Below are 23,248 nucleotides of genomic sequence, written 5' to 3' on the forward strand. Positions count from 1 at the left end.
GGGCGCGTCCGCCGGAGCATCGGCGGACGCACGCCGAGGGCCGCCCCGTCTCTCACCGCGCCGCAGCCGTACGGTGGCCCGGACCCGTCCGCACCGAGCCGCCCGCACCGGCGCACCGGCGACTCCCGGCGCGCACCGCCTCGGCCCCGGGCGCGTTCTCACTCCGGAGGGCGGCCCGTCACCGGTGGCGGCGCCGCATCGCTCCCGGGTCTGCCCGCCGGATCGGCGTCCGGCGTCCACGCGGCCGTGAGCAGGGACGCCGTGGCCACCGAGGTGTACAGGAACGCCGCGACCCACGCCCGCGCATACGCCTCAGGATCGGCCGCGCGCAGACGGCCGAGCGGATCGTGCCGCCGGTCCGCCGCGGCCCGCGCCAGGGCCCGTACGCAGTCGGCCCCCGTCGCCAGGCCCACGGTCCGCAGCCGGCGCGGGAGGCCGCCGTCGCCGGCGACCGCGACGACGGCACGCCCGCCCGCGACCGCCCGCTCCACGAGCCGCCGCACCAGGTCCAGCTCGGTGGGGAGCGCGGGGGGAGCGGAGGGAGCGGCGGCCCCGGTGACCGTCGTGTCCGCGGGCGGCAGATGCGTCCGGTTGAGCCGGCGCAGGCCCAGATCCACGCGGAACGTCTCCCCGCCGGCGTCCCGCCAGGCCGCCGCCAGCACGCGTATGCCCTGCGGCCGGTCGGGCGCCGGACGGGCCACGACCCTCAGGCGCAGCCCGTGGGCCCCGGCGAGCAGCAGCAGGTTCTCGGCGTACGGCAGTTCGGGGCGTTCGTCCGGGGCCAGGAGCCGCACGATGGGGCCGTCGTCCACGACGAACCCCTCCGGCGTCATCGTCCCGGAGAGGAAGAGCAGGTCACCGCCCGCCGTCCGGTCCTGGGCGGGAAGGGCGGCCCACTCCAGCGCGGCGGTCACCTGCCGGCCCGGAGACCGCCTCCACAGCGCGTCGAGCGGCTCCTCGTACCAGTCGGCGCCCGCGGCCCGTACCGAACGGACCGTCCCGCCACCGCCGATCCGGCCGTCCGGGGAAACGGTCGCGTCGGTGAGGATCGCACCGCCACCGTCGCCCAGTTCGCGCAGGGTGAGGGCGCATCCACCGGGCAGGGAGGCACCCGCCGCCTGCGGCACCCGGTCGGCGCCGCCGGGCGCGACGTCGGACAGGGAGCGGAAGGCGCCGTGCCGGGTGAGGGCGTACGCGACCGCTCCCGCGTACCCCGACGCCGTGACCACCGGTTCGGTGAACAGCCCGTACAGCCGCAGCGACCCGGGCGACGCGTAGGCACGGCGTGCCGTTCCGACGACGGACCGGTCGGGCGTCGCACCGAGCCGGTGCACCACCGTCAGCAACTCCGCGAGGTCCGCGGAGAGTTCCGAGAGGCGGAACGCCGGGTCCTGGGAGGCGGCCTCCCCGAGCCGTCGGGCGACGCGCACGGCCGCGGCCGAGGCCCGGTGCAGACCGGCGACCCGTGCGGAGTGCGCGGTGTGCAGCAGCGTGGTGCGGTGCACGGCGCCGCAGCCGGTGACTCCCGCGGCCACCACGTCGCACGCGGCGGTGCGCAGGGCGAGTGCGGCGGCGGACTGCCGCGGCGTCAGGAGCAGTGCTCCGGCTTCTCCGGCAGGTGGCGTGGACCCCCTCCTGCCCGCGTCCCCGTCGGGCTCCGCCGTCTTCGGTTCCGTCGCGCCCGGTTCCGCGGCCTCCGGCCCCGTCGTCCCCGGTTCCCCGGCCGCCGGTTCGCCCTCCGGCCCCGGCGGGTCCGGTTCCTCCGCCAGCGGTGCCAGCGTGAGGACCGCCGCCCGGTGCAGACACGCCGGTGCCAGCAGACAGCAGCACACCGCCGCGTCGGACGAGGCGACCACCCCCGACGTGGTGGTCAGCGTGACCGTGGTCGAGTCGTCGACGTGCACCACCACGCCCGTGTCCACCGCCCGCACCGTCCAGTTCGCCGCCTTGGCCGCGGCGGCGTCGACGCGTTTGCGCAACCGCGTGGGCAGCAGCTCCAGAGCGGCGGCGGCCACGTCCGCCGTCACCGGGGGAAGCGCGGTCACCGGTGCCCACCTCCCATCCGTTCGCCCACCCAGCGGGCCAGTTCCAGCGGGCTGAGCGCCGCCACCGGCATGCCCGCGGCCACCAACCGCCCGGCCACGCCCGCCGAGTAGCGTGGCCGCCCCCGGTCGTCCAGTGACGCGCAGCCCAGGACATGGCAGCCCGCGTCGACCAGCGCCCGGACCTCGCCCAGCAGCGGCCCGACGGGGCCTCCCTCCTCGAAGTCGCTGATCACGACGACGAGAGTGCGGGAGGGCACGGTCACCAGCGAGCGCGCGTGCCGCAGCCCCCGCGCGATGCTCGTCCCGCCGCCGACCCGGACCTCCAGCAGCAGCCCGAGCGGATCGTCGACCTGGTCCGTGAGATCGATGACCTCGGTCGAGAACGCCACGAAGTGCGTGCTCAGCGCCGGCACCCCCGCGACCACGGACGCGGTCAGCGCCGCCCAGATCGTGGACGCCTCCATCGACCCGGACACGTCGACGACCAGCACCAGCCGCCAGTCCGCCGCCTTGCGGGACCGGGTGCGGAACACGGGCCGTTCCGGCAGCACCGTCACGGCCCCCGTGCCCGGATCCCGGCGGGCGGTGGCGAGATTCGCCCGGACGGTACGCGCCAGGTCCAGCGGGCCCCCCGGTCTGCGGCTGGGGCGCGGACGGGCCGGACCGGTGAGCGCGGGCCGCAGCCGGGCGGCGAGGGTGTCCGTCAGCTCGCGCACCAGCCGCGCCACCAACGGCCGCAACCGGGCGAGCTGCTGCTCGGGCATGCCGCCCGCGTACGACAGGACCGTGCGCAGCAGTTCCACGGAGGGCCGTGCCGCCGCCGGGTCCATCTCCAGCAGGGCGTCGGCCCGCCCCGCGTCCGCCGCCGCGGCCAGCACCTCCTCGCGCACCCCCGGCCCGAACAACGCCGCCAGCTCCCGGGACCAGCTGCGCACGTCCGGGTACGGGGGTTCGCCGCCCCCGCCCGCGCCGACGCCCTCCTGACCGCGGGAGCCTTCGCCCCTCCCGCTGCCGTACAGCTCGTCCAGCGCCGAGGCGATCCGCCCCGCCCGCCCGGTCAGCTCCCGGGCCCGGCCCAGGAGGAGGCGCCACCTCTCACCCGGGGCGAGACCTCGCGGCCCCGCGGGTGCCGTCCGTGCCAGCGGCGCCGCCGGTCCCGGCGCCCGCGGCGCGGCGGCGGCCGGTTCACGGTCCGCGGGCGCCGTCGGCCGGGCGTCCCGCCCCGGTGCCGGTGCACGGCCGGCTGCCGCCGCAGGGCCGTCGGTGCCTGCTGCCGTCGCGGGCCGGTCGGTGCCCGCCACGGGTACGGCCCATCCGGCCGCCGCGAGCGCCTCGCGTCCCGCCAGATCCGCCGCGGCCGTCAGCGCCAGCGATCCGGGCGCCGCGACCGGATCCGGCAGCGTACCGACCGCGGCGCCCGTGCGGTCCTCCACGGCCGCCAGCATCCGTGAGCGCGCCGCCGGGGACAGGACGTCGAAGCCGGCGCGCAGGGCGGGGAGGCGGTCGAGGAAGGACCGGTCGTCGAGGGACTCGATCCGTTCCACGAGCGGGTCCAGCGCCTGCCCCGTCTCCAGCAGCGGGCCCGCCGCCAGCAGGGTGCCGCGCAGGAACTCCGCCAGATCGGTCCGGAGTTCGGGTGTCGCCGCCGCGTCCACCCGCGAGGCCAGCCGCGCGCCGAAGCCGACGGCGTCCCGCTGGCCCAGCAGCGCGCGCGCGGCGCCCGCGGCGCCCCGGATCGACGGGGTCCCCTCCGCGTCCAGCCGCGCCAGCGCATCGGCAAGGCGCAGTCCCCCGCCCGCCCCGTCGACACGGGTGGCGAGGTCCACCAGGGCCCGCGCGTCGGCCGGATCGGTGGATCCCGCCAGCCCGTCGAGCGCGCGCACCCCCGCCGCACCGAGCTGCTCGGCGGCGGCCCGCACACGCTCCGCCTCCCAGTCCGAGGGCAGCCCCGGCACATGCCCGGCGGCCAGGCGGCTCAACAGGTCGAGTCCGTCCAGCAGTTCGGGCAGGGTACCGGTCGCGGGGAGGAGCTCGGCGGCCTCCGTGAGACGTTCGGCGGCGAGCGTCGGCAGGGCGCAGCGGGCCGCGTCCGCGAGCCCGGCGATCACCTGGGCCGCGGTCGGTCCGCCGTCGCGCCGCTCGGTGGCCCGCCGCCGGCCGAGGACCCCGGTGGCGGCCTGCTCCAGGGTCACCCCGTGCACGCCCGCGACATCGAGCATCGCCGCGGTCGACGGCGTCCATCGGACGGCCCACCGGGTGGTGAGCGCGGACGACTCGCCCACCCCCGTGACGCCGGTCTCCTCGCCGTAGGGGATGCCGCAGACGGCCATGCGGCGCAGACAGACCTCGCGCCGCCGGTCCGGTGCGGAACGGAGCGGGTCGAGCCGGAGTTCGCGCCGCTCCGGGGCGGCGGGGGACGGCAGGGACAGCTCCGCGAGCAGAGCCTCGACCGCCGGGCCGAGGCCGGATCTGGGGGTGCCGGGCGCGAGACGGCCCTGCCGGTCGCCGACGAGGACGCGCTCCATGACGGTGGCCACCGCCCGGCCCCTGCCCAGGAGCTGTCCCTGGGTGAGGACGGTCTGCACCGCCTCGACCAGCTCTCCGCGCCCCGCGGCGGGCAGGCCGCGCAGCGCCGCGAGGTCCCGGGCGACCCGGACCACTTCCCGGGCGTCGGCGGGGCCGCTGGGATGCCCGGCGTCCCGCACCCCGGCACAGATCCGTACGGCCGTCCGGGTCAGCAGGTCGTCCAGCCGCTCAGGATCCCCGCCGGCGCGGAACACGCCGCGCTGCCATTCCGGGTCCCGGATGCCCGCCGGGTATCCGGAGCGCTCGTCGAGCAGGGCGTACGAGTACGGCACCAGGGACGTCGTCACCCGGTGATGCGGCTCGCCGGCCTCGGGGGCCCCGGCGGCCCCGGTCACGGTCGACGGAGGCTCCTGCGGGGCCGTCCCGGCGGCCCGGGCGGCGACCGGCTCCGCCGCGCCCACCAGTGCCGGCGCGTGGAACGCACCGATGACCGCAGCCGTGCGCCGGCCGGGCCATTCGGCCAGCCGACGCCGCATGGCGGCCTCCCGGCGCAGATCGCCGGCGCTCACCTGCCCGGTGTCGGTGCGCAGCGCCCAGCCGACGAGCAGGGCGGCCCGGCGCAGTTCCTCCGCCGTGGCGCCGGGTGCGCACGACTCGACGAGCCGTGCCCACAGGTCGTCCTCCGCGCCGCCGCCGGCCCGCGCCCGCAGGGCCGCGGTCAGCCGCCCCGACGTGGCACACGCCCCGTTCGCGTCGGTGGGCGCGCATCCGGCGGGACCGTCCGTCCCCCGTCGCGAGAGCGACAGATCGAACGGAACCACGGGCACGCCCGCCTCCCGAGCCCACCGGATCGCCGCCAGCTCCGGCGAGAACTCGGCGAAGGGCAGGAACACCAGCCCGCCGTCCTCCCCGCAGCCCGCGAGCGCCACCGGGGGAACGGTCGCCGGATCCGCGAGATGTTCCAGCCACGGCGCGAACTCCTCCGGCAGCTCCACGAACACCACCTCAGGAGCGGCCTCGGCCAGCATCGCCGGGACGGCGGCCGCCAGCGCGGGGGAGTGGTGGCGCACGCCGATCAGGAAGGGCGCACGGCACCGCGCCAGGGCCTCACCCGCCGCCGCGGGAGCCTCCTCCGAGGGCGGGCCTCCGGCCCCCGGCTCCCCGGCCGCGGCGCCGCCGTCAGCCGAGCTCATCGCGCAGCTCCCACAACGTCCGCCACAGCGCGGCCCCCTGCTCGGCGCGCCGCCGCACCGGCCCGTCCCAGTAGCCCAGCAGCCGGGCGTGGTCGGCCGGGTCGTCCTTGCGCACCGTGCCGAGCAGATGCCCAGGCAGCGTGCGTACGACATCGCGGCCGTCTCCCAGATAGGCCGCGCCGAGTCCCATGGACGTGGCCACCTGCACCGCCTCCGCCGTCGACATGACCGTGGTGGGACGCTCCACCTCCCAGCCCTCCGCGCTCCGCCCCGACCGCAGGTCCCGGAACGCGGTGACCAGGGCCTGCAGGACCGTGTCGTCCACGGAGAATCCGGCGCCGGAGCGCTCCAGCGCCGCCGTGGCCCGGCTGCGCACCAGCTCCGTCTCCGCGTCCAGGTCGTCGATCGGGCCGACCGTCTCGAAGTTGAAGCGCCGCTTGAGCGCCGCGGACATCTCGGACACGCCCCGGTCGCGCAGGTTGGCCGTGGCGATCAGGGCGAAGCCGGGCACCGCGTGCACCACGCCGCCGTCCTCCTCCTGGCCCGCCAACTCGGGTACCGAGATGCGCCGTTCGGACAGCAGCGAGACCAGCGCGTCCTGCACCTCGGGCAGACAGCGGGTGACCTCCTCGACCCGGGCGACCGCGCCCCGCTCCATCGCGGTGAGCACGGGAGACGGCACCAGGGCCTCGCGGCTCGGGCCCTTGGCGAGCAGCATCGCGTAGTTCCAGCCGTAGCGGAGCTGGTCCTCAGTGGTGCCCGCGGTGCCCTGCACCGTGAGGGTGCTGGTGCCGCACACCGCGGCCGCCAGCAGCTCGGAGAGCATCGACTTGGCCGTGCCCGGCTCGCCGACCAGCAGCAGGCCGCGCTCCCCGGCGAGCGTCACCACACAGCGCTCCACGAGCGCCCGGTCTCCCACGAACTTCCGTGACACGACACAGCGCCGACCGTCCGGACCGGTCAGCTCCTCGCCGTCCGAACCGCACACGAACGTCACCACGGCGCGCGGGCTCAGCCGCCAGCGGGGCGGCCGCGGCCCGTCGTCGTACGCCGCGAGGAACTCCAGTTCCCGCGCGTAGCGGTCCTCGGGCAGCTCGATCTGCCGCATGCTCATCGGTTGCCCCCGCTCCTGGCGCGCCGGGCGCCCCGCCCCGCGAACTCCTCGAACGCCGGCGCGTCCCCTTCCACGACCCTGCGCCAGGCGTGCGCGAACAGTTCGGGCACCGGGCGGTCCGGCACCACCACCCCGTGCCCCGGCGGCAGCAGCGGCGTCTTCCAGCTCTCGACGGGCAGCTGCGGCGCCTTGGCCTCCAGCCAGCCGCCCGGCAGGAACTGCGTGCGCCCGGCGCGGGCCCGCTTCGCCTCCACCACCAGTCCGGTGGCGGCCAGCTCCGCCCTGGCTCTCTTCAGGCGGGCGGGTTTCCAGCCGGTCCAGGCCGCCTGGTTGCGGTCCGTCGGATCGGGCAGCGCGAGCAGCATCAGGTAGATCCCCGCCGCGTCCTGCGACAGCCCGAACCGCTGCGCCGCCTCGGCGACCAGCTCAGGCGCGCTGTGCGCCGGGTCCTGCGCGGCACCGGACGGGCCGTCCGCGGCGACCAGCGCGGTGAAGCCGTCGCTCAGCAGCGTCCGCAGCGCCCGCAGTTCCGCGGTCGGCCGGCCCACCGCGGCGAGCAGCTTCAGCGCGGGATGGTCGGGCCCGCCGTCCTCGGCCAGGACGGCCGAGGACCGCACCCACACCGTGTCCGACGTCTGCCCGTGAGCCATCGGTGCGAGCACGATCGCCGAGCCGGCGCGCACCAGCCCGTCCGGGCCCGCGCCGCCCTGTTCGGGCAGCCCGAACGCCTCCCGGATGCGGCCCGACGTGGCCTTCCAGTCGAGGTCCCAGGTGACCTGGAGGTCGAGCAGCAGCCCCGGGTCGGCGAGCCGCTCGCGCAGGACGTCCAGGGTGCCCGGCAGCACGGGCCGCAGCGGATCCCCGTACGGCAGCCGGTAGGCGAGCCAGCCGAGCATGGTGACGTACGCGGCGAGGTCCCGGCCGGTCAGCAGCGCCTGCGGATCCACCGCCTCGATGCCGTCGTCGTACCGCTGCTCGGTGCGACCCGTCAGCTCCGGACGCAGGGCGGGGTTGAGGACCGAGTCGAGTATGCGGCCCGGACCGATCTCGGCGACCACCCGCGCGACCAGCTCCGGCGGAGCGGCCAGGCGCTTGCCCCACCGCTCGATCCACAGTGCCGCCAACGGCTCCAGGTCGAAGCCCCCGTCCCACAGCCGCCGCACGTCCTCGGGATCGCGGGGCAGCAGCGCGGCGAGGCACGCCTGCCGCTCGGACAGCGTCAGTTCGGCCAGTGCGCCGCGCGCCGCCTGTGCCTCCGCGCTCTTCGCGTCCAGCGGCCGCAGGAAGTCCGCGGACAGCAGGCCCTCCCTGCCGTACGCCGTGATTCCCGGCAGGCCGAGCAGCAGCAGGGCAGCGGTCACCGCGCCGATGCCGACCCGGTCGGCGAAGTCCCGTGCCTGCTCGGGCCGGTACGGCAGCGGGCCCCGCTCCCGCACGAGCGCGACGAGCCGGCGCAGCGACGGCGCCCACGCGCCGTCGTCCGTGGTGCCCCGCACCTGCGAGTCGACGAGGGCGAGACCCTCCCAGGGACCGAAGGCACCGGCCGGGTCGTGCTCCACGGCGTTCCAGTACGCGTCGTCGCCGTCGACCTTCTGGCAGGACAGGATCAGCAGCCGTCGCGCCCCCCGGACCAGCAGCTCGCCGATCCGCTCCGGACGCTCGGAGCGCGACGCCTTCAGCAGCACCGCCCGCAGCCGGCCGCGCGGATCCACGACCACCGGGTCGTCGCCCACCGACAGCACCGCGTCGAGGAATTCGAGCAGGGCGGCGCGCTGCGTGTCGTCCGTCGCCGGAGAGGCCGCACGCAGCCCGAGCGCGACCATGCCCGGCCCGATCAGCGTCGGCCAGTCCACGGCCGTGCCGGCCGGAGGGACCTTCCCCGCCGGGGTGTCCGGACCGAACGCCCACCGCAGCGCGCGGAAGTGGTCCATCGCCTTGGTGGTCCGGTCCTGTTGCCCGTAGGAGTAGCCGTAGTGGTACTGGCGGCCGCACAGCGCCTGCATCGCCTGGCGCAGCACATGGTCGTAGGCGTGGCGGGTCTCCTCGGTGTCCTGCGGTGCCGTCGCCGCGCGCCGTGCACGCTCGGCGAGGTCGGCGATCCGGCGGGCGCAGCGGGCGGTCTCCTCCACCAGCCCGGCCACGCCCCGGGCCAGCCGCTCGTCCGTCACGCCGGGCAGCAGCCGGGCCACGGCCTCGGCCGGAGTCTCGCCGTCGCGGACGGCGTCCAGCAGAGCCGCGGCGTCCCCGTCGGTGAGGGCCCGCAGCGCGGCGGAACCCCGCTCGTCACGCGGACGCAGCGCATGCCAGTACCACACGGGCGGCACCAGGGGCGTGCCGGCCGCGTGGGCGCCGCCGGGCCGGCCCTCCCGGATGTGGGCCACGGCCACGCCCTCCGTGTCGTACAGGCCGATGGGCGTGTGGTTCCAGCGTGGCCGTACGGGGTGGACGAGGGCACCGCCCGGCATCCGCAGGGGCGGCACGGGGACGCCCTCGCCCGTGGCGGGGCTCCGCGTCCCGTCGACGGAACAGGCGGTCCACGTGCCGGACTTCTCGTCGTGCGTCACCCACCAGCCGAGCAGCCCGTCCTTGCAGCCGAACGGCGAGCCTTCCAGACCGGGGCGCGCCGGCAGCAGACGGCACTCCGACGGGGCCAGCCGCACGCCCGGCCGGGCCGCGGCGAGCGCGGAGTCGAAGAAGGCCGGCACCGACGCCCGGCCGCGCTTCGCCGACGCCGGGTCGTACGCGTACCAGTTCCCCTCGTGCAGCACCCAGTACGAGATGCCGTCCGAGGCCACCTCGCGGTGCTGCTCGGCGAACGAGGTGTCCCCGGCGTGCACCGGGCGGCCGCCGAAGCAGCGGCCGCCGTCGGGCAGTTCCAGCGACACGGGCTCGCTGCCGTACCACCCGGCGGGCAGCCCGATCGGGGTGAACACGTCGGCGGGCCGGCCCGACCAGGACGCCCGCCGTTCCGGTCCGTACCCGGACGCGATCAGCCACTGCCCGTCCACGAACCGCACGGTGGGCTCGCCGTGGTGCGGTCCCTCGGACGGCAGGGTCAGCACCCGCGCGTCGAGGACGGCGTCCGGGCCGACCAGCGCCACCCGGGTGCCGACGCGGACGATCAGCGCGGGCGAGGCGTCCGCGCACTGGTACCAGGCGTCGTCCGGATGCGGGTGGTGCTGCCGCGTCGTGGGGCCGGCCGTGCCGAAGGTGCCGAGGGCCTCCTCCAGCGCGGGCCAGCCCAGTTCGTCGAGGATGCCGGTGCGCAGCGTGCGGCCCAGCACCGGGGCGGGGTCGAAGCCGGTGATCCGGTCCACCGCGTCCGGAGCCGTGGCGAGCACCGCGGGGGCCGAGAAGCGGGTCACCCTGGTCAGCAGGTCGGCGAGGCCCGGCAGCCCCATCGGGCGCGTGACGTCCTCGGCGCGGTCCGCAAACCAGCCGGCCAACACGGTGCGGAGCACGGGGTGCGCGGCGAGCCGCTTCAGCCGGGTCGAGGGACCGGCCCCGGGCCCGTCCATGAGGGCGAGACGCTCGACGCCCTTGCGGAGCAGGGGGACCAACCGGGGGTCCGCCGCGACGGCGGCCAGGTCCCGGCCGCCCTCGCTGTCGTCGGCGAGCCAGTACTGCAGCTCCAACTCGTCGGCCCTCGGGTCGGGGTCGGCCACCGCGACGCCCGCCGCCAGCGCGGTGTCGAGCAGATCGAGGTCGACCGCCCTGTGGTACCCGGACTCGCGCAACAGGCGCACCGGGCGGCCGTCGGCCATCAGCCGCGGCGCCAGCCGTTCCATCAGGGCGAGCTCCTGCGGCAGCCGCCGCTTCGGGCGCCAGCCGCGCTGACGGTGCGCCGCCCACGCGGTCAGCCAGTCGGCTGCGTCCACCGTGCCGTCCAGCAGCAGATCGATCGCCCCGCACCGGTCCAGGAGGGCGAGCCAGGCAGCGTCGAACTCCTCCTGGTGCTCGCCCGTCGTGGTCGGCAGCAGCGCGAGCAGCCGCTCCCGGACCCCCCGGTCGTCATGGGCCAGTTCCGCCAGCACGGGCAGCGCGGCCTTCCAGAAGCCGGCCGCGGTGCGGTTCATGACACCGGAGTGGATGATCTCGGCGAGCAGGGCCCGTTCCTCGGCATGCGCGTCGAGTCCTGCGGCCCTGGCCAGTCGGCGCAGGTCCTCCAGCATGCCCGCGTAGGGGGCGATCCCGGCCGCGCAGCGCTGCAGCGACAGGGTGCGGAACTGCTCGTACGCCTCCTTCCCCGACAGCCGCGCGGCCAGGCCCTTGGCGTGGTCGCGCAGTGCCTTGCCGCTGAGGGCGCCGGCACCCGCGAACTCCAGGAACACCTCCCGCAGCCGCTCCTCGTCCACCGGCAGCGCGTGCCGCTGCTCGGCGGCACGGGCCTTGCCGAAGAACGACGCGGCGTGCTGACGCGACTCGGCCGCCAGGAACAGCCGCGCCACGTGTTCGTAGTAGGTCGGCAGGAAGTGCGGCACCGAGCGGTCCAGGCGCGCGCCGATCTCGTCGAAGCCGTCCTTGGCGTGCCCGGGCCTGGTGGCCACCAGGCGGGCCAGGCGCTCCATCTCCTTGACGACGGCGAGCGCGTGATGCCCGTTCGCCGGGTCGTTGACCAGCGCCCACGCGGGGAAGCCGAGCGACTGCCGCCTGACCCGGCCCACCGGCACCGATGTCCCGGCCCCGAACCCCAGGTACTCCAGGGCCAGGTCCTCGGCCGCACCGATCGCCTCCGGCACCAGACGCACCACCGTGCGCCCCTCCAGCACCGGGTGCCCGTAGGTCCGGGCGGTCAGCACGTCCCCGACGCCCTCGCCCAGCGGCAGGACACCGCCGGACGCCAGCAGTTCGTCCCCGCTCACAGCTCCCCCTCCTCGTCGTCCACCTTCACCACACGGCCCGCGTGCACCAGCGCCGCCATGCGTACGCCCTCCGACCAGGCGACCCGACCCACCTCGCGCAGGTGCAGCCGCCGTCCGCCCGCGCCGCGCCACTCCAGGCCGCCGGTGAGTGCCTCGGAGTCGGGATGGTCGTCGCCGAGCCAGTACGCCGCCTCCAGCGGCACGCCGGCCTCGATCAGCGGACAGACCGCGTATCCGCCGCGCACCCGGTAGCCGTACGACGCCGCCCGTGCCGTCGCGTGCCGCAACTGGTCGAATCGCGCGTTCGCGTAGGCGCCCCACTCCTGGGCGCCGCTCTTCAGCTCCTCCGGCTTCGTCCAGACCTCCCGGAACAGCTGGGACACCCCCTGCTCGACCCCCAGTTCGGCCGCGAACTCCCTCAGGTCGTCGAGGTCTTCGAGGAGCACCGGGTGCGGTATCAGCACCCTCTCGCCGTCCAGCCGCACCGAATCGCCGTCCAGGTCCACCACACCCAGGCCCCGTTCGGGATCCGCGTCGCGCAGGAATCCGGCGTGTGCCATGTCGGCGGTGCCGTCGGCGCCGACGGGCGCGACCACCAGGTCGCGCAGGGCCGCCTGCCACGCCGCGTCGGGCCAGACCCGGGCGAGCAACCCCGCCGGCACCGGCAGGGATCGTACGAGCCAGGTGTCGGCCTGGGCGCGGCATTCCTGTTCGTGCCGCTCCAGCCATTGGGTCAGCTGTCGCAGCCGGACGACCTCCGCGTCGTCCCGCAGTCTGGCGGGGACCTGCCTCAGCGTCCGCCCCGCGGCGTTCCGGCAGCGCACCTGCGTGCCGTCCAACGTGACGGCGTACCCGTCCGATGTCTCGATCCAGCCCATGCCAGGAGCCCTCCCCGATGATCCTTCCGGCGACGGTGATCACAGTAGGGGAGGGCTCTGACAACGCCTCACGGGCAACGGTGGAAAGGCTCCCCGGCTGGGGAGCGGCGGCCGGGGCGAGGGCCTTGCGGCAGGCGCGCGGCGGCGGTCCGGTGTCGAGGCGGTCCGGTGTCGAGGCGGTCCGGTGTCGAGGCGGTCCGGTGTCGAGGCGACCCGGGCCGCCGTCACCGGCCCGCGCACGGTGCCGTCGCGGCGTGGCCGGTTCCGAGTGGTGGCGCACGGGCTGCGTCGGTGTCCCTACGCGAGGGACAGGAAGAGCTTCTCCAGGCGCGCCCGCATCTGTTCGCGGTCCTCCGCCGGCTTCGTGCCGTCCTCGCCGTCGACGAGGCACTGCTGGAGACCGGTCGCGATGATGGCGAAGCCGGCCCGGTCGAGGGCCCGCGACGCGGCGGCGAGCTGGGTGACCACGTCCTCGCAGTCGCGGCCTTCCTCGATCATCCGGATCACACCGGCTATCTGGCCCTGCGCACGGCGCAGTCGGTTCAGCACGGCTCGTAGTTCGGCGCCCGCGAGATCCAGCTCCACGCTCACTCCTCAGACATACCCCACGGGGTAATCTACCCCGCTTCGGGGGTGTCAGTGACAATCAAGGATGACACCGTTGGCCGGGAACGGGACGGCCGGGCCGGGTGGGACCGCCGGTGCGGCCGTCGGCTCAGACCGAGCGGTGGTACTGCTCCGGTACCCGTACCCCGGCGCCCAGTTCGCGGGCCGCCAGGCGGGCGAAGGACGGATTGCGCAGCAGTTCGCGGCCCAGGAACACCCCGTCCGCCTCGCCGGCGGCCAGGATCTTCTCGGCCTGTCCGGCCTCGGTGATGAGCCCGACCGCGGCGACCGGAAGCGACGTCTCCGCCTTCACGCGGGCGGCGAAGGGGACCTGGTACCCGGGTTCCACGGGGACGTGCGCGCTCGAGGCGTTGCCGCCGGTCGAGACGTCGAGGAGGTCCACGCCGTGGGCCTGGAGATCGGCCGCGAAGCGGACGGTGTCGTCGGCCGTCCAGCCGTCCTCGCCCAACCAGTCGGTGGCGGAGATGCGGAAGAACAGGGGCTTGTCGTCCGGCCACACCTCCCGTACGGCGTCGACGACTTCGAGCGGGAAACGGGTGCGGTTCTCGTACGAGCCGCCGTAGGCGTCCGTGCGGTGGTTGGAGTGCGGGGAGAGGAACTCGTTGAGCAGGTAACCGTGCGCGCCGTGGATCTCGACGACCTCGAAGCCGGCGGCCAGGGCGCGGCGGGCCGCGTCCGCGAACCGGCCCACGATGTCCCTGATGCCGTCCACGGTCAGCTCGGCCGGTACGGGGTGCTCGGCTGTGAAGGGGAGCGCGCTCGGGGCGACCGGCTGCCAGCCGTACGCCTCGGCACCGACGGGCGCACCGCCCTTCCAGGTGCGGTCGGTGGACGCCTTGCGGCCGCTGTGCGCGAGTTGGATCGCCGGTACCGTGCCCTGCTCCACGAGGAAACGTGTGATCCGGCGGAACGCCTCGGCCTGTGTGTCGTTCCACAGGCCCAGGTCGTAGGGCGAGATACGGCCCTCGGGGGAGACGGCCGTCGCCTCGACGACGATCAGTCCGGTGCCGCCGGTCGCCCGCGCCCCGTAGTGCACGAAGTGCCAGTCACCGGGCGCGCCCGCTTCCGGGCCCTCCGGTGCCGCCGAGTACTGGCACATGGGAGGCATCCAGACGCGATTCGGGACGGTCACATCGCGCAGGGTGAAGGGCTCGAACAGCGTGCTCACGGCGGACTCCATTCGGTGAGGGTCGACGGACACTCATACGATAGACATCGTAGTACGGCGAATGTCAAACTACGAAGAGTCTCGTACAATGAAGGAGCCCCCCGGTCGGATTCCTGGACGTACTGGAGCCGTCGTGACCACAGCCGCCCCCGCCACCAGCAGCCGCGACCTCCCGCACCCGGCGCGCGACGAGATCCGCCTGGAGGCCGTGCTCCACGCACTGTCCGAACCCGTGCGGCTGCAGATCGTGCGCGAGCTCGCCGCCGTCGACGGCGACGAGCTCACCTGTTCGCAGTTCGGCCTGCCCGTCACCAAGTCCACGACCACGCACCACTTCCGGGTGCTCCGCGAGAGCGGCGTGATCCGGCAGATCTACCGGGGCACGGCCAAGATGAACGGCCTGCGCAGGGACGACCTGGACGACCTCTTCCCGGGGCTCCTCGACACCCTGCTCGCCGCCGCCGCGCACCAGGCCGACCGCGCCGGAGGCCGCACCGGCGGCTGAACGCGCCTTCACGGGGAGGTGGGCGTCGCCCGGCACCGGCACCGGCACCGGAACGGCCACGACCACCGCGCCCGGCTTCGGCCGCAGGCCCAGCGGCACGAGGACGCCCCGTCACGGGCGCCCGGCGCGTCCACCCCGCGCCCGCGCCGCTCAGGAGCCGTGAGCCGCCGCCATGAGGGCCTGCCAGTCCGGGAGTTTGACGATCCGTCGTCCCAGCGAGGCCCCGAGCTCCGCCTCCGCCCGCTCGATCCCCAGCCATCCCGCCCATCCCACGGGTGCCAGGCCGTCCGCGCGCAGGGCGGGGAGCGCGTCGTCGGGCACGTCACGTCGTACGAGCGCCGGCGCGTCCGCCAGCAGCGAGGCCACCGTCTCCTTCGCGCAGGGGCGGTTCGTGCCGATGACGCCGGTCGGGCCGCGCTTGATCCAGCCCGCCACGTACTCGCCGGCCGACACCGCCCCGTCGCGCAGCACCCGGCCCGCCAGATGCGGCACGGTGCCGGTCTCCGGGGCGAACGGCATGCCCTCCAGCGGCACTCCGCGATAGCCGACCGAGCGCAGCACGAGCTGGGTCTCGACGTCCTCGTACCGGCCGCTGCCCCGCACCCCGCCGTGTCCGTCCGGAACCGTCCGCTCGAAACGCACCGACGCGACGCGGCCCCCGCCCGGCGCCGGCGGGGAGCCGGCGTCGCCGGCGAGCAGTTCGGCCGGGCGCAGGAAGAAGCGCAGCCGGATCCGGCGTGGGGCGCCACGCGGCGGCGTCGCGGCCCAGCCGCGCAGCACCTCGACGTTGCGGCGCTGGGTGGCCGGCAGCGCGGACGGGTCGGCGTACGCGGGGTCGAGCGCCAGCTCCTCCTCGTCCACGATGATGTCCGTGTCCGGCAGGGCGCCCAGCTCGCGCAGTTCCTTGGTGGTGAAGCGGGCCTGCGAGGGGCCGCGCCGCCCCACCATGTGGATCTCCGTGACGCTGCTGGCGGCCAGCGCGGTGAGCGCCGACTGCGGCATGTCGGTGGGGCTCAGTTCCGTCATTCCGCGGGCCAGCATCCTGGTCACGTCGACGGCGACGTTCCCGACCCCGATCACCACGGCCGTCCGCGCGCCGCGCAGGAAACCGTCGGCGCCGGCGTCCGGGTGGGCGCTGTACCACGACACGAACTCGGTCGCCGACCAGCTGCCGGGCAGGTCCTCGCCCGGGATGCCGAGACGACGGTCGGTCGCGGCGCCCACGCAGTAGACCACCGCGTGGTACAGCTCGCGCAGCCGGGCGGGCGGCACCCCGCCGGTCCCCACGGGGACGCCGCCGAGGAACCGGACCCGTTCGTGCTCCAGGACGGTCCGCAGGTTGCCCTGCAACGACTTGATCTTCTCGTGGTCGGGCGCGACCCCGTACCGCACCAGCCCGTACGGGCACGGCAGCCGGTCGAGGACGTCGACGCGCGCTTCAGGATCCTGCTGGACAAGGCTCTGGGCGGTGTAGACCCCGCTCGGTCCTGAACCGACGACGGCGACACGCAGCACGGCGGAGCTCCCTCGGCGGAGGAGATCGCTTGATGCCTCCAGCATGGCACCGCACGGCGCGTGAGGGGAGGAGGGAGGATCGGCGGGCGTGGCGCTGGGCCGACGGGGTGCGGTGCACCTCCTTCCCGTGCGTGGCTCGTCGCCGGGTATGTGATCATTTGCTTACGTTGCGCATGTGCTGGAAGCGTCCTTCAGGGATTTTTCTGAGCGTTATCGATCGAATGGGGCCGTATCCGTGTGGCCCGCGTGGGAAGTGCAGGAGCGCGGGAACCACACGACCTGGTTCGCCGTGCGGCTCGACTTCCCCGACGGGGGCGGGATCGACGTCCTCGCCGTGGTGGGCGGCGGATGCGTGGGGATCGAGGAGGTACGGGCCCAGCCGCCCCTGTCCCTCGACGATCTGGCGGCACTCGCCGACTGGATCGAGAGGCCCTTGCTGGAGGCGTGCGGCGCGGAGCCCGCCCCCTGCGAGTCCGCCCCCTGCGAGTCCGCACTTTGCGAGCCCGCCTCCTGCGAGTCCGCCTCCTGCGAGTCCGCAGCGTACGAGTCCTCGCCCCGCGAGCCGCCGGGGGACGCCGCGGGGCGCTCCTGCCCCGTCCCGCCGTCCGCCGTCGAGGGCTGGCGCCTCGTCGCCGAGAAGTACCTCGCGGCCCAGGGCAAGGGCGCCGACCCGGTGCTCGCCGTGATGGCCGCGACGGGGCACAGCCGCCGACGGTCGTTGAAGCTGATCGGCGGGGCCCGCGACGCGGGGCTGCTGACACCACGTCACGCACGGCCCTGAGCACGCGATGTGAGCACGGCGCCGCCGCGAGGCGACGGGCCCGTCACCGCAGGGCGCGCATCCTGCCGATCTCGCTCGTCTGCTGTGCGATCACGTCGTCGGCCATCTCCTCGATCCGGATGTTGTTGCCCTGCGCCTTGACCTCCGCGGCCATGGTGATCGCCCCGTTGTGATGGGCGATCATCAGCGTGAGGAAGAGCCTGTCGAACGCCTCGCCCCGGGCCGTGCGCAGTCGCTTCAGCTGGTCCGCGGTCGCCATCCCCGGCATCCCGTCGTGCCGGTGCGGCGCGGTGGCGGGCTCATCGCCGCCCTGTGCCGTCAACCAGCCTTCCATCGCGGCGATTTCCGGCTTCTGCGCGGCCGTGATCCGTTCCGCGAGCCGCTTCACGGAGCCCGACTCCGCGCGCTGCGGGACGAGCCGCGCCATCTCGAGCGCCTGCCGGTGATGCTCGATCATCATCCGTGCGTAGGAGAAGTCCGCCGCGTTCGGTGTGTCGTCCTCGGCGCGCTGCCTGCGGGCCTCCTCGGGGGAGAGCGTCCTCGCCGCCGCACCGGGCTTGCCTGGCGCGATCACCGAAGGCCCGCCCGACGCCGCCGTGTCGGAGCCGGATCCCGAGTCGCATCCGGCGAGCAGGCCGACCACCGCCGGCAACACCGCGAGCCCCACGGCGAATCCGCGGCGACGGCGCGCGGGCGCGTATCGAGACAGGCCCTTGACGCGTGCGTTGCCGTCTGTTGGTCCCCGCATGAGGGAGACGATACTTCAGGAGACCGTGAACCGTTCATGCCTGAACGGCACCAGGGAGGACACAGTGACCCTGTCCCACGACCCCTCAACGCGGCCCAGACGCCTCGGAGTCGGCGCCACCGCGGTCGCACTCCTGGCCGCGCTGCTCACGGCCGCTCCCGCCACCGCCACCCCGGACCCCGGGGACGGTCCGGTACCCCACCAGAAGGTCTCCGGGAGCGCCGCGGCGGCCGCGCTCGTGAGCGGCGAGATACCCGGCCAGGACGAGATCGTCCACTCCGCCAACGTCGACCACCTCGCCAACGTCCCCAAGGACGCCCTCACCGGCATCAATTCGGACCTGGCGTTCCAGGGCCGGTATGCCTTCGCCGGCAACTACGACGGCTTCCGCGTCTTCGACATCGGCGACCCCGGGGCACCGAAGACGATCGCCCAGGTCCTCTGCCCCGGTTCGCAGAACGACGTCTCCGTCTCCGGTAATCTGCTCTTCCTCTCCACGGACTCCTCCCGCAGCGACAGCAGCTGCAACAGCACCACACAGCCCGCGACCGAGAAGTCCTCCTGGGAGGGCATCAAGGTCTTCGACATCACCGACAAGCGGAACCCGAAGTACGTGGCCGCCGTGGAGACGGCCTGCGGCTCCCACACGCACTCACTGGTGCCGCGGCGCGCCAACGTCTACGTCTACGTCTCCTCCTACTCCCCGAACAGCGCGTTCCCCGACTGCCAACCCCCGCACGACGGCATCTCCGTCATCAAGGTGCCGCGGCACGCCCCCGAGAAGGCGGCGGTCGTGGGCTTCCCGGTGCTGTTCCCCGGTGACGGCCCGGACGGCGGCGGGAACCCGGGCTCCCCCACCAACCCGGGTGTCCAGAAGACCACCGGTTGCCACGACATCACCGTGCTGCCCTCACGCGACCTGGCGGCGGGCGCCTGCATGGGCGACGGCATCCTGATGTCCGTCGAGGACCCGGAACACCCGAAGGTGATCGACCGTGTCCAGGACAACGTGAATTTCTCGTTCTGGCACTCGGCGACCTTCAACCAGAAGGCGGACAAGGTCGTCTTCACCGACGAGTTGGGCGGCGGCGGAGCGGCCACCTGCAACGCCGCGATCGGCCCCGACCGCGGCGCCGACGGCATCTACGACATCGTCGGCAGGGGTGACCACCGCAGACTGGTCTTCCGCGCCTACTACAAGATCCCCCGGCACCAGGCGGACTCCGAGAACTGCGTTGCCCACAACGGGTCGCTCATCCCGGTCAAGGGCCGGGACCTGATGGTCCAGGCGTGGTACCAGGGCGGTGTCTCGGTCTGGGACTTCACCGACTCCCGCAACCCCAGGGAGATCGCCTACTTCGAGCGCGGTCCGCTGAGCACCGGCACGCTCACCGTCGGAGGCTCCTGGTCGGCCTACTACTACAACGGCTACGTCTACTCCAACGACATTGCCAAAGGCTTCGACGTCCTCAGGCTGCACGACCGCCGCACGGACCCCGCGCAGCGGGTCCGGCTGCACGAGCTGAACGTCCAGACGCAGCCGGACTACTTCGACTGACCGTTCCCCTCCGGGCAGCGGCTCTCCGTCGCGAAGAACCGTGACAGATCCGTGTCGGGTGCGCCGCCGGTCCCTTCGGGGTCCGGCGGTGCACCCATCGTCCAGTCGAGGCCGTACCGCTTGAACAGCTCGGCCCGCAGCACGGGCACCGGCATCGGAGCGCCCGGCACCAGCGCCGCGTAGACCGCGCCCATCAGCAGGGCCCGCAGCATCGGATAGTCGCTCTCGGGGTTCGGGGACCCCAGCCGTGTGACGGTGTCCCGCAGCAGCTCCGCCAGTCGCTGCTGCTCGGGGCACTGCAGGAAACCCTCGGCCTGCAGGATTCCCGCCATGTGCTGCCGCATGAGGACCGTGTGACGGACGGTCAGGCCGAGGATCGCGTCGACGGCCCGTGCCATGCGCTCCCGGCCGTCCTCGGTACGCGGTTCGCACTCCAGTGCCTCTTCCAGGGTGCGGTGCATCAGCCGGTGCACCGCCGACTGCAGGAGCTGCCGCTTGCCCGGGAAGTAGTACGACACCAGACCCCGCGCGGAGCCGGCGCGATCCGCGATGTCGCCGAGCGTCGTCGCGTCGTATCCGCGCTCTCCGACGAGCTCCACCGCGGCCTGCAGGAGCCGTTCGCGGGAACGCCGCCGCAATTCTTCATTGACCGAGGGGCTGCGAGGGGACATGCTGGACTCCTGCGTTGACTGGCTGCCAGCCAACTATACTCAACGCGTCCCGGATCCCGCCCCGACGGGTTCGGCTCCGGGGTGAGGTCTGCCCTGGGCCACACGGGGGATGGTCCAGGGCAGACGACTGCCCCGGCGCGAGCCGGCGCATCGGCCGTGCGGCCCGGGCAGCGAGCCATGGCCGCGGGCCCGGCGGGCAGGGACCCGCCGCAGGTGTCGCAGAGCCGCCGGACCGTTCCTAGAGTGGGCACGAGTCGGGAGGAGGCTGACCCCATGGATCAAGACGAGATCCTGGCGAGGATCACGGCGATGGTGGACGAGGAGCACGCCTTGCGCGACGCGCTCTCGGCCGGCCGGATCGACAGCGAGACGGAGCAGGAACGGCTCGCGCGGCTGGAACGCGCTCTGGACCAGTGCTGGGACCTGCTGCGCCAGCGGCGCGCCAAGACCGAGTTCGGCGGGAACCCCAACGACGCCCGGGTCCGCCCGTCGTCCCAGGTCGAGAACTACGAGGGCTGACGGACCGGCCGAGGTCCCCGAGGGCCGGGAGCCCGGCCGGCCGGTTCAGCCGAGCAGGTCCAGGACGGGACGCAGTCCGTCCGGACGCTCGGTCACCGGGCGGTGGTCGACGAAGTGCACGGCGCAGCCCAGGTCCGCCGCCCCGCCGTCGGCGCGGCGGTCGTCGCCGACCATCAGGGTGTCCCGCGGATCGATCCCGAGCGCCTCGCAGGCCACGGCGAACAGCCGCGTGTCGGGCTTCTGGATCCCGTGTTCGTACGACAGGACGTAGGAGCCGACGTACGGGTCGATGCCGTGTTCCCGGAAGACCGGGCGCAGGTCCCACCCGATGTTGCTGACCACCCCCACGGCCACGCCGCGCTCGCGCAGGGCGCCGAGCACCTCGGCGGCGTCGGGGTAGGGCTGCCAGGCGGCGGGTGTCATATGGCGGTCGTAGAGGGCGTCGTGGAGTCCCGGGTCGGGCAGCCGTACCTGGCGCGAGAGACCGGTGTACGCGGCCCGGTGCGCCTCGGCGGTACGGTCCCGGATCGCCCACAGCGCGGCGAGGTCGTCCGGCAGTCGCCCCGCGGGGAGGGCACCGCCGGCGAGTGCGCCCGCCGCCTCCAACTGCTCCGCCACGCGGACCAGCTCGGGTTCGGGCAGGGCGATCCCGTTCTCCGCCAGCACCGCACGCAGCCACGATTCGCTCGACTCGATGCGGAAGAGGGTCCCGGAGAAGTCGAAGAGCACGCCTTTGATCGCCATGGCCCCGATCCTTCGTGAGGTGCGCGGACGGGTCAAGAACGCCCTTCCCGCCGGACCACCGGCCGCTCCTCGGAACCCCGCCACCGCTCGTACGACATCGTCGCGAGCGCGACCAGCAGGGCGCCGAACAGCCAGCCGCCCACCACGTCCGACGGCCAGTGCACCCCGAGCCAGACACGGGTCAGACCGACGCCGACGACGGAGACCACGGCGACGGCGAGCGCGGTGCGCCACAGCACGCGCCCTGCGCCGTACCGGCGAAGGAGCCAGAGCAGCAGGCCGCACACCACCGTCGCCGTCATGGCGTGGCCGGAGGGGAAGGCCGCGTTGTGCGCCGAGTCGACGGGGTCCGGCCAGACGGGGCGCCGTCGGCCGACGGCGGCCTTGAGGGACTGCTGTGCCAACGCCCCCAGCGCGACGGTGGCCACCACCCAGAGGGCGAGCACCCGCGCCCGGTACCGCCACAGCAGCCAGACGACGGCGGCCGCGGCCAGCACCCGCATGGTCACCGGGTCCCACACCCAGTCCGTGAGGACGCGGAAGGTGTGGGTGAGCCCGGGCTCGGCCACCGCCCGGCGGTGTGCGGCGCGCGCGATTCGGCCGTCCAGCGCCATGAGCGGGTGCCAGGAGACCGCGACCAGTACCAGGAGCGCCATCGACGGCACGGCCAGGGCGGCGGCCGCGAGCGCCGGGGCCCGCGGGCTCGGCCGGCGGGTCGGTGACTCCACGGGAGCGAGGTGCATGCCCTGATCCTTGCCGACGCGCGGGACCCGGGGCCAGCCCGGTGCGGCCCCCGGCCCCCGCGAGGGCGGTCGGCGCCCTTCCGCTACCCCAGTGCGCGCAGCCCCGGCACGAATGTCACGAGCACCGGGACCACCGGCACCAGCGCCGCGGTCGCCGTCAGCCGCAGCCGATGCACCGCGGGAAGCCGGTCCGGGGGAGTGAGGAGGCGGTGGACGCGCTCCGGTACGTGGGCCTCCGGAGTGGGGCAGGGGCCGAACACGCCGCGGTCCTCGTTCAGCCCGACCAGCGCGAGAGCGGTCGTGAGCCGGCCGTGGCGGCGCGACGCCATGTCGTCGGCGGCGAGCTCCACCAGGCGGTGCATCTCGTCGCGGAACGCCGCGAAGACCGGCACCTGCGGAAAACCGGCGGCCAGTGCGGCCGAGACGTGCAGCAGCCAGTGGTGACGGGCCCGCGCGTGACCCTGCTCGTGGGCGAGCACCGCGTCCAACTGCCTGCCCTTGAGCCGGCGCAGCGCGGCCGTCGTGATGACCAGCCGGGGTGTGGCACCGGGCAGCCACCAGGCGTCCGGTCGCTCTCCCTCCAGGACCACCAGCCGGTCGCCGTCGGGCTTTTCACCCGGCAGCAGCGGGGCGCGCACGAGCAGTGCGGCCCGGCTGTTCCGGCGGCGCGCCCGGGCCCGGGCCACCTCCCGGACCAGCATCGTCACGCTCCAGGCCCCGCCGCAGGCGAGCGCCACGGCGGTCGCCGCGGCCCACGGGCTCCCGGTGTCGAGCGCGTAGGCGTCCACGACGGAGTGCGGTGCGGGTGCGAACACATGGCCACGGACGGCGGCCCAGGCGGCGGCCGCGCTCAACGTCATCGAGAGGGCGCAGGACACCAGGACGGCCGCCACCACGCACTGCCACACCCACAGGGCGACCACAGGTTCGCGGTCCAGCCAGCGTGCCCGGGCGAGCAGCCGCGGAGCGAGCACGGCGGTCAGGGCGCCGAGCAGCAGCAGTGCCGCGGGGACCATCATGACTCAAAGCCTATGAGTCGTGCGGTGCCCCG

At 74.7% G+C, this 23,248-nt stretch carries 17 protein-coding genes; 4 read left to right on the top strand and 13 right to left on the bottom strand.

Annotated elements, in window-relative coordinates; genetic code table 11:
- Nucleotides 1-158 precede the first annotated feature (158 nt).
- The 7 genes from ACFYMU_RS21605 to ACFYMU_RS21635 all read right to left on the bottom strand — a co-directional run bounded on the left by ACFYMU_RS21605 (nucleotide 159) and on the right by ACFYMU_RS21635 (nucleotide 14,413).
- A complete protein-coding gene (locus tag ACFYMU_RS21605) occupies nucleotides 159-2,045 on the bottom strand; it encodes a hypothetical protein (protein ID WP_388375403.1) in 1,887 nt (628 codons plus the stop codon).
- Nucleotides 2,042-5,764 carry a DUF5682 family protein gene (locus ACFYMU_RS21610; RefSeq protein WP_388375406.1) on the bottom strand — a complete coding sequence of 1,241 codons (3,723 nt, stop codon included), beginning with the start codon at nucleotides 5,762-5,764 and terminating at the stop codon, nucleotides 2,042-2,044. Before ACFYMU_RS21610 ends, ACFYMU_RS21605 begins: the two co-directional genes overlap by 4 nt.
- Nucleotides 5,751-6,878, bottom strand: coding sequence for an AAA family ATPase (locus ACFYMU_RS21615; protein WP_388375408.1), 1,128 nt, complete (start codon nucleotides 6,876-6,878; stop codon nucleotides 5,751-5,753). Before ACFYMU_RS21615 ends, ACFYMU_RS21610 begins: the two co-directional genes overlap by 14 nt.
- Nucleotides 6,875-11,740 carry a hypothetical protein gene (locus ACFYMU_RS21620; RefSeq protein WP_388375411.1) on the bottom strand — a complete coding sequence of 1,622 codons (4,866 nt, stop codon included), beginning with the start codon at nucleotides 11,738-11,740 and terminating at the stop codon, nucleotides 6,875-6,877. The genes ACFYMU_RS21615 and ACFYMU_RS21620 overlap by 4 nt, the downstream gene beginning before the upstream one ends.
- Nucleotides 11,737-12,618, bottom strand: coding sequence for a DUF4132 domain-containing protein (locus ACFYMU_RS21625; protein ID WP_388375414.1), 882 nt, complete (start codon nucleotides 12,616-12,618; stop codon nucleotides 11,737-11,739). Before ACFYMU_RS21625 ends, ACFYMU_RS21620 begins: the two co-directional genes overlap by 4 nt.
- A gap of 297 nt (nucleotides 12,619-12,915) precedes the next feature.
- Complete coding sequence (locus tag ACFYMU_RS21630; RefSeq protein WP_388375417.1) at nucleotides 12,916-13,203, bottom strand: metal-sensitive transcriptional regulator; 288 nt, start codon at nucleotides 13,201-13,203, stop codon at nucleotides 12,916-12,918.
- A 130-nt stretch (nucleotides 13,204-13,333) separates the two neighbouring features.
- Entirely contained in the window at nucleotides 13,334-14,413 is a 1,080-nt protein-coding gene (locus ACFYMU_RS21635) for an NADH:flavin oxidoreductase/NADH oxidase (RefSeq protein WP_388375419.1), read from the bottom strand.
- 133 nt (nucleotides 14,414-14,546) lie between these two features.
- Between ACFYMU_RS21635 and ACFYMU_RS21640 the strand changes: the two genes are divergently transcribed.
- On the top strand, nucleotides 14,547-14,918 hold the full coding sequence (locus ACFYMU_RS21640) for an ArsR/SmtB family transcription factor (RefSeq protein WP_388375422.1): 372 nt from the start codon (nucleotides 14,547-14,549) through the stop codon (nucleotides 14,916-14,918).
- 150 nt (nucleotides 14,919-15,068) lie between these two features.
- On the opposite strand, the gene ACFYMU_RS21645 is transcribed toward ACFYMU_RS21640, so the two are convergent.
- Nucleotides 15,069-16,433, bottom strand: a complete 1,365-nt coding sequence (locus ACFYMU_RS21645) for an FAD-dependent oxidoreductase (RefSeq protein ID WP_388375425.1) — start codon at nucleotides 16,431-16,433, stop codon at nucleotides 15,069-15,071.
- 235 nt (nucleotides 16,434-16,668) lie between these two features.
- On the opposite strand from ACFYMU_RS21645, the gene ACFYMU_RS21650 reads away from it, so the two are divergent.
- Nucleotides 16,669-17,214 carry a DUF6214 family protein gene (locus ACFYMU_RS21650; RefSeq protein ID WP_388375428.1) on the top strand — a complete coding sequence of 182 codons (546 nt, stop codon included), beginning with the start codon at nucleotides 16,669-16,671 and terminating at the stop codon, nucleotides 17,212-17,214.
- Nucleotides 17,215-17,257: 43 nt separating this feature from the next.
- On the opposite strand, the gene ACFYMU_RS21655 is transcribed toward ACFYMU_RS21650, so the two are convergent.
- Nucleotides 17,258-17,962 (bottom strand): DUF305 domain-containing protein, encoded by a 705-nt coding sequence (locus ACFYMU_RS21655; RefSeq protein ID WP_388375431.1) that lies wholly within the window; start codon nucleotides 17,960-17,962, stop codon nucleotides 17,258-17,260.
- Nucleotides 17,963-18,026: 64 nt separating this feature from the next.
- Here ACFYMU_RS21655 and ACFYMU_RS21660 point away from each other — a divergent pair, with 64 nt between their 5' ends.
- Entirely contained in the window at nucleotides 18,027-19,520 is a 1,494-nt protein-coding gene (locus ACFYMU_RS21660) for an LVIVD repeat-containing protein (protein ID WP_388375433.1), read from the top strand.
- Here the strand turns inward: ACFYMU_RS21660 and ACFYMU_RS21665 are convergent.
- Nucleotides 19,508-20,191 carry a TetR/AcrR family transcriptional regulator gene (locus tag ACFYMU_RS21665; protein WP_388375436.1) on the bottom strand — a complete coding sequence of 228 codons (684 nt, stop codon included), beginning with the start codon at nucleotides 20,189-20,191 and terminating at the stop codon, nucleotides 19,508-19,510. The two genes, ACFYMU_RS21660 and ACFYMU_RS21665, sit on opposite strands and share 13 nt — an antisense overlap.
- A gap of 273 nt (nucleotides 20,192-20,464) precedes the next feature.
- Here ACFYMU_RS21665 and ACFYMU_RS21670 point away from each other — a divergent pair, with 273 nt between their 5' ends.
- Nucleotides 20,465-20,710, top strand: a complete 246-nt coding sequence (locus ACFYMU_RS21670) for a DUF2630 family protein (protein WP_388375437.1) — start codon at nucleotides 20,465-20,467, stop codon at nucleotides 20,708-20,710.
- A 45-nt stretch (nucleotides 20,711-20,755) separates the two neighbouring features.
- On the opposite strand, the gene ACFYMU_RS21675 is transcribed toward ACFYMU_RS21670, so the two are convergent.
- The 3 genes from ACFYMU_RS21675 to ACFYMU_RS21685 all read right to left on the bottom strand — a co-directional run bounded on the left by ACFYMU_RS21675 (nucleotide 20,756) and on the right by ACFYMU_RS21685 (nucleotide 23,216).
- Nucleotides 20,756-21,454 carry an HAD family hydrolase gene (locus tag ACFYMU_RS21675; RefSeq protein WP_388375440.1) on the bottom strand — a complete coding sequence of 233 codons (699 nt, stop codon included), beginning with the start codon at nucleotides 21,452-21,454 and terminating at the stop codon, nucleotides 20,756-20,758.
- A gap of 32 nt (nucleotides 21,455-21,486) precedes the next feature.
- Nucleotides 21,487-22,197: a phosphatase PAP2 family protein gene (locus ACFYMU_RS21680; protein ID WP_388375443.1), complete on the bottom strand. Its 711-nt coding sequence runs from the start codon at nucleotides 22,195-22,197 to the stop codon at nucleotides 21,487-21,489.
- An 83-nt stretch (nucleotides 22,198-22,280) separates the two neighbouring features.
- Nucleotides 22,281-23,216 carry a M56 family metallopeptidase gene (locus ACFYMU_RS21685; RefSeq protein ID WP_388375446.1) on the bottom strand — a complete coding sequence of 312 codons (936 nt, stop codon included), beginning with the start codon at nucleotides 23,214-23,216 and terminating at the stop codon, nucleotides 22,281-22,283.
- Between the last annotated feature and the right edge of the window lie 32 nt (nucleotides 23,217-23,248).

Origin of the sequence: Streptomyces sp. NPDC007264, assembly GCF_042869095.1 — a bacterium.
GTDB lineage: Bacteria > Actinomycetota > Actinomycetes > Streptomycetales > Streptomycetaceae > Streptomyces.